The following is a 13,194-nucleotide window of genomic DNA, read 5'->3' as shown; positions in this document are numbered from 1 at the left end:
TTGCCCCCTTCTGTGGTCCAAACACGGCGGCTGCCCCAGTGGGACCGAGCAGCGGCGCCGTCACGTCCGTGAGCACGGTGACGCCGCCAGGGGGCGGCGACATCAGGGCGGAGCGATCGACTCCGTGGAGAAGCGCAAGCGCGCCCCCACCCCGCTTCACGGGCGTCCCGACGGCGTCGTGCAGTTGCAACCCCAGAGCCCCGAGCGCACCCGCTCCCCCGTCCGTCGAGGCCGACCCGCCAAGCGTGATCACGAGCGCCGTCGCCCCCGCGTCGAGGGCCGCCGCAATGGTCTGCCCCAGCCCGCGCGTCGAGCTCCCGAGGGGGTCAAGGCTTCGCATCATCGGCAGGCCACACATCTGCGCCAGTTCCACCACCGCAGTGCCGTCGGGAAGCATGAGCCACTCGCCGCGCGTGGGGCGGCCGTCGGGACCGTCGACCGGGAAGACGTCGTGTCGGCGCGCACCCGCCACGCATGCCTCGATCGCGTCCAGCGTGCCCTCGCCCCCGTCGGCCTGCGGCAGGAGCAGGAGTTCGTCGCCGGGGCGAGCCGCGCGCCACCCGGCCGCGATGGACCGCGCGGCGGCGTCGGCCGAGAGGGACCCCTTGAACGAGTCCGGCGCGATCGCGACTCTCATCTTCGGAGTCTAGGACATCTGTCACCAATGCGCCCCGCGTCCGAACCGCACGTGATTCGCGGGACGGGTCCGCTCACAGGGCCTCATGCGTTTGCGCAGAGGCCCCGATAAGCGATGTACTTGAGGCAACATCTCTAGGAGGCATGATGAACACCGCCCGCTTTGGCAAGTACCTGGTGAACGCATTGGTGGCGGCTGTCGCTGGCCAGGCCGTGGGGATCATGCGCACCGAGCTCGACGACGCCAAGACCGAGATGGTGCAGAAGGCCAAGGGCATCGGCATCGGCGTGGGCCTGGTGGCTGGCGCCGCGTCGTTCCTCTTCTTCGCCACGGGCACGTTCCTCGTGGCCGCCGTACTGGGCCTGGCAGAAGTCTGGCCCGCCTGGCTCGCGGCGCTCGTGGTGGGCGGCGCACTGCTGCTCATCGGCGGACTCCTGGTCGCCATCGGCGCTGCGAAGATCAACAAGAATAAGGATCTCAAGCCCGAGCGCGCGATCAAAAACCTGCGCCGCTACTTCGCCAGTTAGGCCACGTCCACGGACGGCGCCCCGGGCGGGGTTGCCGCAGGAGGCGGAGGTGGTTTCGGTGGGGTACGGCCAGCGAGCCACACCCCGACGAACACGACGAGCGCGCCGATGGGTTCGTACCACTGAAGGGTCTCGCCCAGCACCGCAATGCCCAGGATGGTGGCGACCACGGGCACCACGAACGTCACCGACGTGGCCGCAGTCGCGCCCGCGAGTTTCACGACCTTCCAGAACATGACATAGGCGAAGGATGTACCGATCACGCCGAGGGCGAGAACGCCCCACAGTGCCGGCCCCGTGGGCGAGAACGCGCCTTCGTCCGGCGCGCCCGAAAGCACGGCCACCGGCGCCAGCATGACGGCTGAGAGCCCGATCTGCGCCATCGACAGCGCCGCCGGGCCGGTGCTCACCCGCGTCAGGAGCATTCGTGACAACGTGCCGCCGATGCCGTAGAACGCGGTCGCGGTCAACATCAACACCGTGCCTCGCAGCGAGAACTCATGCACGTCCCACGCGCCCACCAGCACGGCGATTCCGGCAGCACCCACGAGAAGGCCCACCAACTGGGCACGGGTGGTCCGCTCCGCGGGAATGAGGAGTGCGACAAACAGGGCGGTCCACAGCGGCGTTGACGCGTTCAGCAGGCTGGCAAGGATCGAGGTGATTTCTTGCTCTGCCATGGGGATCAGCACCATCGGCACGCCAGACATAGCCACGCCGACCACGGCAATGGCGCCCACCTGCTTCCACGTGAAGTGTGGCCAGCGTCGGGAGAACGCCACCATGGCTACGAGTACCGCCGCCCCCACCAAAAGGCGGCCGAAACCGACCTGCGCGGGCGTGAAGGCCTCAAGGCCCATCTTGATGAAGAGGAACGACGACCCCCATCCCAACGCGGCCACCATCAACGATGGCAGCCACATCCGCAAGGGTGCGTGGTGTGCGGCCGGGGCCCCGCTCATCGATTGCCTCCCGCGCGCCGTGCGGCGGTCCACTCCACGCCGACCGCGGGCGCGACATCGTCCGGGCGAGCCTCGCGCCCGGCGCGTAGCATCGCCGCGTCACCCCATCCCGCCTCGAAGGCGAGCAACGCGGCCTTGCTTCCCACGCCGTCGGGGCCGTACTGCCCCAACCTCCCACCCGAAGCGATCACGCGATGACACGGAACGAACAGCGCGATGGCGTTGTGTCCGCAGGCCGTGCCCGCCGCCCGCATCGCCCGCGGACTGCCCGCCGCCGCGGCCACCTCTTGGTAGGACTGTGGCTGCCCGGGCACGATGCACCTGGTGGCTTCCCACACTTGCTGAAAGAAGGGGCCACCCTCTTGGCTTACCGGAACCGCGGCAATCGCGTCCCCATCGCCATCCAGCCACGCCTCGACGGCCTCCCTCACGTGCGGCACCCTACCCGCCGACCATCCGTGATCGAGGAGCTCGGCGGGCAACTGCGCCGCCACCTGAGCCTCCGGACGGAAGCCGGCGGCGCGCACCACGCCGTCCTCGCCAGCGAACACGCTGAGATCGCCGACGGGGGTCTCGAAGCGCGCGTGCGCCAGGGCTGCAGTCATGAGCCAAGATTACGGCCAAGATGAGAGCCCGACTGGGGGCCACGCGCGCTCCGGGTGGCACCGCTCGGCGGCGGACCTGGCCGCTGGTGCACTGCGGGCGTGGGAACGGCCCCCATCCTTGCGGGACGGGGGCCGTGCTCGTGTGCGGATGTTAAGCGGAGTGGGCCTGATCCTGCGCCTCAGCGAGCAGGGTACGTACTTCTTGCTCGCGAAAGCGCCGGTGACCACCCAGGGTGCGGATCGAAGAAAGCTTGCCAACCTTGGCCCAACGGGTCACGGTCTTGGGGTCGACGCGGAAGATTGCGGCAACCTCACTTGGCGTGAGCAGCTTCTCCGGGTCATGGAGAGTATCAGCCATCATTTTCATTCCCTCAGTAGTGCCGGGTGCCCTGCGGGCCTCGTACCCCATGAGACTCCCGACTCGTACGATTATGACGCGGTTCCGGAAAGATTTCCCATTTTGGCGGGTTTGTCCAGAGATTCGCGAGTGGTCGAACGAAGGTTGTAGAGTATCCGCAGGACTCGAAGCGGAGGACCGCAGTTTTGCGTGTCCTCAGTAGTCAGAAGGGACGGGCGAACATGGGGCGCGGCCGTCAAAAGGCAAAAGACGCGAAGATAGCGCGTCAGCTCAAGTACACCGACCACAGCAGCGATCTGCGCGAGTTGGAACGAGAGCTCATTGGTCACTCCAGCGTGCCTGCGCAACAGTCGGAGGACGACGGTCCCGACCGCCGGGCCGACGACGACGACTAGACCCGATTCCGTAGCGCCAGCAGTCGGCTCACGTTGTCGGCGCACCCACTAGACGCGGTAGGCGCCGCCGAGATACACGGCGCCGCCCTGGACGCCCTTGGCTCCTCGCACGACATCCGCCGACGCCGCGCGCCCATCGTCCGCCGTGACCCTTCCCAGTTCCCATGCCGGGACGCCCGCCGCGGTCGAAGCCGCCATCACCGCGTCGGCATCGGACTCGGACACCACGGCCACCATGCCGACGCCCATATTGAGGGTCGACTCGAGATCGTGCATGGGAACGTTGCCCGCGCCGGCCACCGCATCGAAGATCGCCGGAAGTTGCCACGCGTCGCGCGCCACGGTGGCCGCGAGCCCCACGGGAATGATGCGTGCGAGGTTCGCCGCAAGCCCCCCGCCGGTGATGTGGGAGAAGGCATGGAGGCCCGGCACCGTGGCCGCGAGACTCACACACAACGTGGCGTAGATGCGCGTGGGCTCCAACAACTCCTCGCCCACGGTGCGGCCCAGATCGCTCACGTGGCGGTCGAGCGTCCAGCCCGCATGCGCCATGACGGACCGGACCAACGAGTACCCGTTCGAATGCAGCCCGGACGACGCCATGGCGACCACCACGTCCCCTGAGGCCACCTTGTCGGGGCCCAGCAGGGCGTCGGCCTCGACCACGCCGATGGCGGCCCCTGCGACGTCGTAGTCGTCGGGCGCCATCACTCCCGGGTGCTCGGCGGTCTCGCCCCCCACGAGCGCAGTGCCCGCCATCAAGCAGCCCTCGGCGATGCCGCGCACGATGTCGGCGATGCGCTCCGGCACCACCTTTCCGCACGCGATGTAGTCCGTCATGACGAGCGGCTTGGCGCCGCACACGACGATGTCATCCACGACCATGGCGACCAGGTCCTGGCCGATCGTGTCGTGGATGTCCATCGCGCGCGCGATGACGATCTTGGTGCCCACGCCATCGGTGGAGGAGGCGAGCAGCGGGCGGCGGTACTCCTTGAGCGCTGAAGCATCGAAGAGACCCGCGAACGCGCCGACTCCCCCCAGCACCTCGGGGCCGTGCGTCTTGCCCACCGCCTCCTTCATCAACTCCACCGCGCGGTCCCCCGCGCGCGTGTCGACGCCAGCCGAGGCGTAGGTCATGGGGTCGGTGCTCACGTAGCGACCCCCTCGGGCTGACTAAGAAGCAGGTGACGTGCGTCCACGGGCGGCGCGATCGGATAGTTGCCGGTGAAGCAGGCGGTGCACAAGCGGGACTCGGCGACTTTCGTCGCCTCAAGCATGCCCTCGAGCGAGATGTGGCCCAGGGAGTCGGCGCCGATCTGATCGCGCACGTCGTCCATCGTCTTGCTCACGGCGACCAGTTCTTCGCGCGTGGGGAAGTCGATTCCGTAGAAGCACGGCCACTGAATGGGCGGCGACGAGATCCGCACGTGGACCTCCGCCGCGCCCGCTTCACGAAGCATCTTGACGATCGCCCGCTGGGTGTTTCCGCGCACGATCGAGTCGTCCACGACGATCAGCCGCTTACCCTCGATGACCTCGCGCAAGGGGTTGAGTTTGAGGCGGATTCCCAGCTGGCGGAGGGTTTGAGAGGGCTGGATAAACGTGCGGCCCACATACGTGTTCTTCACGAGGCCCTGGCCGAACGGGATGCCCGATGCCTGGGCGTAGCCGACCGCGGCGGGGGTTCCCGATTCGGGGGTCGGGATGACCAGGTCCGCTTCGACGGGGAACTCGCGTGCCAGCTGCCGGCCCATCTCGAGACGCGCTGCGTGCACCGAGCGACCGGCGATCGTGGTGTCGGGGCGGGCCAGGTAGACGTATTCGAAGATGCAGCCCTTGGGGTCGGCGTCGGCGAATCGCTCGGAGTGAACTCCCTCGTCGTCGATGATGAGCAGCTCGCCCGGCTCGACTTCGCGGACCTGTCGTGCTCCGACGATGTCCAGTGCCGCCGTCTCGGATGCAACCACCCAGCCGCCGGAGGGCAACTCGCCCAGCACGAGGGGGCGAACCCCTTGCGGGTCACGCGCCGCGTACAGGGCGTGCTCATCCATGAAGACAAAGGAGTATGCGCCGCGCAAGTACGGCAGCAGTTCCAAGGCGGTCTCGGCGAGCGTGTCCTGCGCGTCGTACCCCAACAGCGCGGTCACGATGGCCGTGTCGGTGCACTTGCCGCCCTTGAGATCCAGCCGCTTGGCCATGCCCTCCCGGCTGATCAGCAGGTCGATGAGCTCTTGGGTGTTCGTCAGGTTGCCGTTGTGGCCCAACGCCACTGTGCCGTGGGCGGTGGGGCCCAACGTCGGCTGGGCGTTCGCCCACGTCGAGGCGCCGGTGGTGGAGTAGCGCGCGTGGCCCACCGCAATGTGGCCCTGGAGTGCCTCCAGCGCGCCTTCATCAAACACCTGGGAGACCAGACCCATGTCCTTGAAGACAAGGATCTTGTGGCCGTCGGACGTGGCGATGCCCGCGGACTCCTGACCGCGGTGCTGTAGCGCGTAGAGGCCGAAGTACGTGAGCTTGGCGACCTCTTCGCCCGGCGCGTACACCCCGAACACGCCGCACGCGTCCTGAGGGCCCTTCTCGCCGGGCATCAGGTCATGATTGAGCCGTCCGTCACCGCGGGCCATCGGCCGTCCATTCATCGTCGTGTGGCTCAAGGCTGGTCATCGTCTCGGCCTCGATCGCCGCGCGCTGGCGGTCTGCCGAACGCCCAGAAACGTATTCGATGATCGCGGCCTGCGCGCCCGTGATGAGGCCCCCCGCGAGCGCTCCCGCGAGGCCGACGAGCAGCATCCCCACGGCTCTGCCGACGCCGGTGCCGGCGGGAAGGATGGCTCCCAGGACAAGCCCCACGAGCAGGCCGATGCCAGCGCCCGTCAGGATGAAGCGCTCCGTCCGGGGCGCTCGCCGATAGGTTGCCGGAATGGCGCTGTCGCGCACGTTGTCCGGGGTGGGCTCAGTACCGTCGGTCACGGGACGAGTCTAGGCGCTGACACGCCCGCGCCGGTGCGAGACCGGCGCGGGCGGTGCCATCAGCCCTTAGTCGAGCCGGCCAGCAGGCCGCGCACGAAGTACCGCTGAAGCGAGAAGAACACGATCAGCGGGATGATCATCGAGATGAATGCAGCGGGCGGGACCAGATACGCCCATTGGCCGTATTGACCGGCCAGGTTCGAGATCGGGTACGTGAGCGGGAAGGTGCTTCTACCACCGAATACCGAAGACACCAGCAGGTCGTTCCACACCCACAGGAACTGGAAGATCGCCAATGACGCCACCGCAGGCAGCGACAAAGGAATAATGATCCGGAAGAACGTCTGAGTGTGACTGGCTCCATCCACGCGTGCGGCCTCGAGAATGTCGCTGGGTATCTGCGACACAAAGTTGTGTAACAGGAACACGGCAAGCGGCATCGCGAAGATCGTGTGCGCTATCCAGACGCCAGGGAATTGCCCGGCGATGTTGAGGTTATTCGGGCCGAGGATCTTGAGCAGCGGGATGAGGGCCAACTGCAACGGCACCACCTGCAACGCGAAGATCGACACGAACAGGAAGTTCGAGCCCTTGAAGGGGATCCACGCGATCGCATACGCCGCCATGAGGCCGAACACGAGGGGGAAGACGACCGACGGTACGGTCACCACGATCGAGTTGATCACGTTGCCGAGCAGCGGCGGTGCGGTCGAGTTGTCCCCGAACGAATTGAACAACACGTAGCTGAAGTTGGAGAAGGTCAGACCGCCGTCGGCGGCGACCGTCCACCACGCGTCGACGCGGTATCTGTCCCCAGGGATCAAGGCCGTCATGAACAGCGCCACCGTGGGAATTGTCCACAGCATGGCGATGATGATTGCGGCCGCAGTCGCCCACGGCGATGTGAGGTTCTCCTTTGCTTGACCGGCCCGCGTCTTCTTGCGAGTCGGCGCCGCGTCAGGGGTGACCTCAGGACCAGCGGGAGGCATCGTGACACTCATCAGCGAGTCTCCTTCACCTTGTTGAGCGACCGCACGTTGTAGATGACGATCGGGATGACAAAGATAAACAGGATGACGGCCAGTGAAGCGCCCAAAGGCTCGCGGCCCTCCACGAAGCTCAGCACGTACATCTTGTTGGCGACAATGTCCGTACCGTCACGACCCTGCGTGAGCGTCCGGACGATGTCGTAGACCTTGAGCGAGGCGATCGTAATGGTCGTGAGAACCACCACCAGCGTGGCGCGAATCGACGGCACCGTGATCGACCAGAAGCGTTGCCACGCGTTGGCGCCGTCGAGAGACGCCGCCTCATTCATCTCGATCGGAACACCCTTGATGGCCGCAGAGATAATCACCATGGCGAAACCGGTTTGGATCCACACCAAAATCAAGATCAGGAAGACCGTGTTCCACGGCTGTTCCGTCAGGAAGTTGACCGCAGGAAACCCGAACTGGGTCAGCGCGGCGTTGAGCATGCCCGTCTGGGTTCCGACCTGGTTGTAGTCGTACATGATCGAGCCCCAGATCACCGAGGCACCCACGAAGGAGATGGCCATCGGCATGAAAACCAAGGACTTGAGGACCCTCTCACCTTTGGCTCGGTCAATGAACACCGCATAGGCCAGTCCGATGCCGGTCGACAGCGCTGGTACCAGGACCATCCACACCATGGTGTTGATGACGGAGCGCAACGTCGTCGGGTCGGTGAACGCGAACTGGTAGTTGTCGAGACCCACAAACTGCGTCACCGTGGTGTAAATGCCGGTCACCGGGTCCGGGACCTTGACCACATCGTTGAAGGACAACCAGACGGTGCTAAGCGCCGGATAGATCAGGCCGACTGCAAGAAGAAAAAGCACTGGCGAGATGAGGACCACCAGCTGAACCTTGTCGCGGACCACGCCGCGAACCATGTCGGCGCCGTACATGACGAGCGCCACCACCACGAGAAATACCACGATCGCGACGAGGGCGAGTAAGACATTGCTGCCCTGCGTTGACCAGAACTCTCCATCAAGTCCTGCCATGGGCAACCCCCGGATCAAAGACAAGGGCACCTCAGTCGACATCATCGTCGACTCCTTTCACCTCGTTGGCACGCACCGGCTGGGCCCCGCGACAATGCGCGAGGCCCAGCCAGCTATGGACTCTTAACCCTTACGGCCAAGCGTTCTCAATGTCCGACAGAACGGTGTCAAGGGGGGTTCCCGTGACGTAGTCGTTCATGCTGGTCCAGAATGCCGAGGCACCCACTTCAGCAGGCATGAGGTCCGAAGCGTCGAAACGGAACACGGTGTCCTCTCCCTGCAGGATCTCAACCGATGCCTTGCCCACCGGGCTGGAGGCGTTGTTGGGGTCCAGGCCCTTGTTGGCCGAGATCACACCACCAAGCGAGACGCGGTTGTTGGCCCAGGTGTCCGAGGCCATGTAGGTCTGAACCGCGACGGTTGCGTCGTTGTCGTTGAACGCGCCCACAAACTCGCCGCCACCGGTGACGGCAGCGGGGTCGCCCACGGCCATCGGGGGCGTCAGGAATGCCCAGACATCACCGTCAGGTGCGACGTTGGTGCCCTCCGGCCACTGGCTCTCGTAGAACGATGCCTGGTGGTGGAGCGAGCAACTGCCATCGAGGATCGGCAGGCCGCCCTCTTGGAAGGAGGTCGCGACGATGGACGCCGAGTCACCAAGGCCACCGTTGACGTAGTCGGGGTTCAGCGCGATTGCGCCAAAGGTCTCGAACGCCTCCTTGATCTCTGGTGACGTGAAGTCGAGGTCGCCGGCCACCCACTGGTCGTAGGCGTCCGCGCCCTGCTGACGCAACACGATGTCTTCGAGCCAGTCGGTGCCAGCCCAGCCGGTCGCGGTGCCGGACTCGAAGCCAATGCACCACGGCTTGTAGTTGGGGCCGGTGCCGCCGTTGGCAGCCATCGTCGCCGTGAGGTCCATCATCTCGGCCCACGTGGTCGGAACCTCGTAGGCGTTGGCGGCGAAGTCGCTGGGCGAGTACCAGATGTAGCCCTTGACGGACGCCATCAGCGGTGCCGCGTAGAACGTGGAACCGACGGTTCCGTAGTTCTTCCAGTCAGCAGACCACCACTTGTCCACGTTGTCGGAAACCGACGCGGGAGCCGGAACGATGGCGCCGGTGCCCACCACGCGCTGGAGCAGGCCAGGCTGCGGGAAGATGCCGAGGTCGGGCGGGTTGCCGCCGTCGACGCGAATGTTGATCTGGGTCTCGAACTGGTCATCACCGTTGTAGGTCACGGCGACACCCGTGCAGTTGGTGAAATCGTCGAACGTCGCCTGCAGGTTTTCTGCCTCGACGCCCGTAATGGTGCCGTAGAGCTCGACCGTGCCGCCTTCGTGCACTCCGTAGGCCTCGTAGTCCTCGCATCCTGCGGGCATCGAACCGCCGTCACTGCTTGTCATGGCGCTCGAGCTGGTCGGCGTGTCAGTGGATGACGAACAACCGGCTAGCAAGAGACCAGAAACAGCGACGGCAGCAAGCTGAACCTTCATGATTCGCTTCATTTGCGTAGCTTTCCTCTCCGTTGAGTCGTGCATGTGCTCCCACCGGATTCGGCGAAGGGTCATTCCCTCACCTGCCTGGTGGGTAGCCGCGACGGTCACCTTGGAGTGACCACCGCTCGCGACCATTTCCACCATAGGCAAACGATTAGGCTCACGGCAATCGCAGAACCGACTTGAGACCCATTCGTTGTCGTCGATAACGTTTTCGTTATCACTTTGCAACCGTTATCACGCGCCCGGGACGACGACCCAAATTGCTGCGCCGCTTCACCGAAAAGTTCCGACGCGAGCGCGCGACACCGCACGCCCGCGACGGGTCCGCAGTCGCAGGTGACGTCGAACCCGCCTGGCACCTCGCCGCCGATGCGAGTGTGCTTGCGGGGCCAGCGGCGTGCGGAGGCTTGCCGATCGAACCCCTGCCGCGTCCAGCGGCGCTAGTCAGCGATCAGGGGCAACCACGGGGAGAGATCCGCGCGTTCACCCGATGCCCGCGCCTGGCCCCGCGTCATCGCATCGGCCCACGTCATGGTGCCCATGCCCAGCGCAATCCAGGTCTGCGCATCCATTTCAATCACCGCCGGCGGCGTTCCGCGCCGATGCGACGTTCCCTCGATGCACTGCACCGCTCCAAAAGGAGGCACCCGGACCTCGACGCTGCGCCCGGGCGCGCGGTCTGCGAGCTCCTGAAGCAGGTACCGCACGGCGGTCCCCAGCGTGTCTCGGTCTGGATCCTTCCCCGAGGCGCGCTCGACGGCGGCGCGCCCAATGGCGCTGTCAGTGCGACGAGGCATGGCACCAGGGTGACACGGCGGAGCAGTCGTGGGGTCGAGCGGCGGCGCGAGACTCAAGCGAAGTGGGCGGGCAGCGGGCCGTCCCAGGCCTCACGCAACTCGGCAAGGGGTAGCGTGAACTGTCCCTGCACCTCGATGACCGGCTCGTCCTGGGTGACGCCGATGCGCGCGAACGGCACGCGGCGCGCCTCGAGCATCGCGACCCAGCGGGGTTCCTCCGTGCGCGGGATCGCCACCAGGATGCGGCCCTGAGACTCGCTCAGCCACGCCTGCGCGGGACTGACTGAGTCGCGAGTGACAATCTCGTCCAGCACGATGCGCGCGCCCACTCCGTAGCGCAGCGCGCCCGCCGCGACGGCCGCGGCGAGGCCGCCCTCGGTCACCTCGCGGGCAGCATCGGCAAGTCCATCGCGTGATGCAGAGACCATGACCTCGGCCAGCACCTTCTCGGCGGCGAAGTCCACGGCAGGCGGCAGCCCGCCCAGGTGGCCGTGCAGGCCGGCGAATGCGGAGCCGTCGAGCTCGGCGCGCGTGGCGCCCACCAGGTACAGCGCCTGGCCCACCTCCCGCCAACCGGAGGGAGTGGCGCGGCGGACGTCGTCGAAGACGCCCAGGATGCCGACGATGGGCGTGGGGTTGATCGACGAGTCGATGCGGCCCGGCTCGCCCGTGCCGTTATACAGCGACACGTTCCCGCCGGTGACGGGCACGCCCAACTCGAGGCACGCGTCGGCGATGCCGCGCACGGCCTCGGCGAACTGCCACATCGAGTCGGGATCTTCGGGCGAGCCGAAGTTCAGCCCATCAGTGACGGCGCGCGGCTCGGCGCCGGCGATCGCGACGGCGCGGTACGCGGCGGCAACGGCCTGCTCGGCACCGGCGTACGGGTCGAGTTTGGTGTAGCGGTCGTTGGAGCGGGTCGCGATGGCGACGCCGCGACCAGTAACCTCGTCGACGCGCACCACGCCCACCTCGTCGGGCCGGGCCTGGGCCGTATTGCCCTGCACGTACCGGTCGTACTGGCTGGTGACCCACGCGCGGTTCGCGAGCGACGGGGAGCCGAGCAGCGCCAGCGTCGTCGCCTTCAAGGCGTCGCCGTCTGCAGGAAGCGCGAGGGCCGACGACGTATCGGCCTGGAGGCCGTCCATCCACGCGGGGCGCGCGTAGGGGCGATGGTAGGTGGGGCCTTCGTGGGCGACGGTGCGGGGGTCCACGTCGACGATGCGCTGGCCGTGGTGGTCGATCGTGAGGCGGCCGGAGTCGTTGACCTCGCCCACCACGGAGGACTCAATCTCCCACTTGCCGGTGATCGCCATGAACTGGTCGAGCTTCTCGGGAGTGACGACCGCCATCATCCGCTCTTGGGATTCCGACATCAGGATCTCGCCAGCGTTGAGGGTGGGGTCGCGTAGCAGGACGTCGTCGAGCCACACATGCATGCCGCCGGAACCGTTGGACGCGAGCTCGGAGGTGGCACACGAAATCCCGGCCGCGCCCAGGTCCTGAATGCCCTGCACCACATCGGCCGCAAACAACTCGAGGCAGCACTCGATGAGCACTTTCTCCATGAAGGGGTCGCCCACCTGGACGGAGGGGCGCTTAGCTGGCACGCCGTCCTCAAAGGTCTCGCTGGCGAGGATCGATGCCCCGCCGATGCCGTCACCGCCGGTGCGCGCGCCAAACAGGACCACCTTGTTGCCCACGCCCTCGGCACTTGCCAGGTGAATGTCCTCGTGCTTCATGACGCCCACGCACAGCGCGTTGACCAGAGGGTTGCCCTGGAAGGAGGGGTCAAAGGAACAGCCGCCGCCGATGTTCGGCAGGCCCAGGGAGTTGCCGTAGCCGCCCACGCCCGCGACCACTCCGTGCACCACGCGGGCCGTGTCGGGGTGGTCGATCGCGCCAAAGCGCAGCTCGTCCATGACTGCGACCGGGCGCGCGCCCATCGCCAGGATGTCCCGCACGATGCCGCCCACGCCGGTCGCCGCACCCTGGTAGGGCTCCACATAGGACGGGTGGTTGTGGGACTCGACCTTGAAGGTCACGGCCCAGCCATCGCCGATGTCCACCACTCCCGCGTTCTCGCCGATGCCCACCATGAGGTGCTTCTTCATCTGATCGGTGGTCTTGTCGCCGAACTGGCGCAGGTGCACCTTGGAGGACTTGTAAGAACAGTGTTCCGACCACATGACGGAGTACATCGCGAGTTCCGCGGCAGTGGGGCGGCGGTCCAAGAGGCCCACGATCTGCTGGTACTCATCGGCCTTGAGGCCCAGGGCGGCGTACGGCATGTCCTGGTCGGCGGTCGCGTGCGCGTGCGCGACGGTGTCAAGGTGCGAACCCGTCGAACGTGCGTCGGGTTGATTGGCGTGGGCGGGCCTGGCGGCGGGCGCGTCGGTCATGCGGGTCCCTA

General features: G+C 66.6%; 14 protein-coding genes. 2 read left to right on the top strand and 12 right to left on the bottom strand.

Annotated elements, in window-relative coordinates; translation table 11 throughout:
- A partial coding sequence (locus QZZ29_RS01125) for a glycerate kinase (RefSeq protein ID WP_291380732.1) occupies positions 1–637 on the bottom strand: 637 nt, incomplete at its 3' end.
- 143 nt (positions 638–780) lie between these two features.
- Here QZZ29_RS01125 and QZZ29_RS01120 point away from each other — a divergent pair.
- Complete coding sequence (locus QZZ29_RS01120; RefSeq protein ID WP_291380731.1) at positions 781–1,164, top strand: phage holin family protein; 384 nt, start codon at positions 781–783, stop codon at positions 1,162–1,164.
- On the opposite strand, the gene QZZ29_RS01115 is transcribed toward QZZ29_RS01120, so the two are convergent.
- From QZZ29_RS01115 to QZZ29_RS01105, 3 genes are all read right to left on the bottom strand, one after another.
- On the bottom strand, positions 1,161–2,126 hold the full coding sequence (locus QZZ29_RS01115; protein WP_291380730.1) for an EamA family transporter: 966 nt from the start codon (positions 2,124–2,126) through the stop codon (positions 1,161–1,163). The two genes, QZZ29_RS01120 and QZZ29_RS01115, sit on opposite strands and share 4 nt — an antisense overlap.
- Positions 2,123–2,731, bottom strand: coding sequence for a methylated-DNA--[protein]-cysteine S-methyltransferase (locus QZZ29_RS01110; protein ID WP_291380729.1), 609 nt, complete (start codon positions 2,729–2,731; stop codon positions 2,123–2,125). Before QZZ29_RS01110 ends, QZZ29_RS01115 begins: the two co-directional genes overlap by 4 nt.
- Positions 2,732–2,882: 151 nt before the next feature.
- Entirely contained in the window at positions 2,883–3,089 is a 207-nt protein-coding gene (locus tag QZZ29_RS01105) for a BldC family transcriptional regulator (protein ID WP_291380734.1), read from the bottom strand.
- Positions 3,090–3,310: 221 nt separating this feature from the next.
- Between QZZ29_RS01105 and QZZ29_RS01100 the strand changes: the two genes are divergently transcribed.
- A complete protein-coding gene (locus QZZ29_RS01100) occupies positions 3,311–3,484 on the top strand; it encodes a DUF3073 family protein (RefSeq protein ID WP_291380728.1) in 174 nt (57 codons plus the stop codon).
- A gap of 48 nt (positions 3,485–3,532) precedes the next feature.
- Here QZZ29_RS01100 and purM read toward each other — a convergent pair whose 3' ends face one another.
- The 8 genes from purM to purL all read right to left on the bottom strand — a co-directional run bounded on the left by purM (position 3,533) and on the right by purL (position 13,183).
- Entirely contained in the window at positions 3,533–4,639 is a 1,107-nt protein-coding gene (gene purM, locus QZZ29_RS01095; protein ID WP_291380727.1) for a phosphoribosylformylglycinamidine cyclo-ligase, read from the bottom strand.
- The gene (gene purF / locus QZZ29_RS01090; protein ID WP_291380726.1) at positions 4,636–6,111 is read right to left on the bottom strand and encodes an amidophosphoribosyltransferase; all 1,476 of its coding nucleotides are present in this window, start codon (positions 6,109–6,111) and stop codon (positions 4,636–4,638) included. The genes purM and purF overlap by 4 nt, the downstream gene beginning before the upstream one ends.
- On the bottom strand, positions 6,098–6,457 hold the full coding sequence (locus tag QZZ29_RS01085) for a hypothetical protein (RefSeq protein WP_291380725.1): 360 nt from the start codon (positions 6,455–6,457) through the stop codon (positions 6,098–6,100). Before QZZ29_RS01085 ends, purF begins: the two co-directional genes overlap by 14 nt.
- A gap of 59 nt (positions 6,458–6,516) precedes the next feature.
- Positions 6,517–7,458 (bottom strand): carbohydrate ABC transporter permease, encoded by a 942-nt coding sequence (locus tag QZZ29_RS01080; protein WP_291380724.1) that lies wholly within the window; start codon positions 7,456–7,458, stop codon positions 6,517–6,519.
- On the bottom strand, positions 7,458–8,531 hold the full coding sequence (locus tag QZZ29_RS01075; RefSeq protein WP_291380722.1) for a sugar ABC transporter permease: 1,074 nt from the start codon (positions 8,529–8,531) through the stop codon (positions 7,458–7,460). The genes QZZ29_RS01080 and QZZ29_RS01075 overlap by 1 nt, the downstream gene beginning before the upstream one ends.
- An 85-nt stretch (positions 8,532–8,616) precedes the next feature.
- On the bottom strand, positions 8,617–9,888 hold the full coding sequence (locus tag QZZ29_RS01070) for an ABC transporter substrate-binding protein (protein WP_366478796.1): 1,272 nt from the start codon (positions 9,886–9,888) through the stop codon (positions 8,617–8,619).
- 536 nt (positions 9,889–10,424) lie between these two features.
- Positions 10,425–10,781, bottom strand: coding sequence for a sterol carrier family protein (locus QZZ29_RS01065; RefSeq protein ID WP_291380719.1), 357 nt, complete (start codon positions 10,779–10,781; stop codon positions 10,425–10,427).
- A gap of 53 nt (positions 10,782–10,834) precedes the next feature.
- Positions 10,835–13,183 (bottom strand): phosphoribosylformylglycinamidine synthase subunit PurL, encoded by a 2,349-nt coding sequence (purL, locus tag QZZ29_RS01060; protein ID WP_291380717.1) that lies wholly within the window; start codon positions 13,181–13,183, stop codon positions 10,835–10,837.
- Positions 13,184–13,194 lie beyond the last annotated feature (11 nt).

Source organism: Demequina sp. (assembly GCF_016278765.1).
Taxonomy (GTDB): Bacteria; Actinomycetota; Actinomycetes; order Actinomycetales; family Demequinaceae; genus Demequina.
The sequence above is the reverse complement of the archived record's forward strand: the minus strand, read 5'-3'. Positions and strand labels throughout refer to the sequence as shown.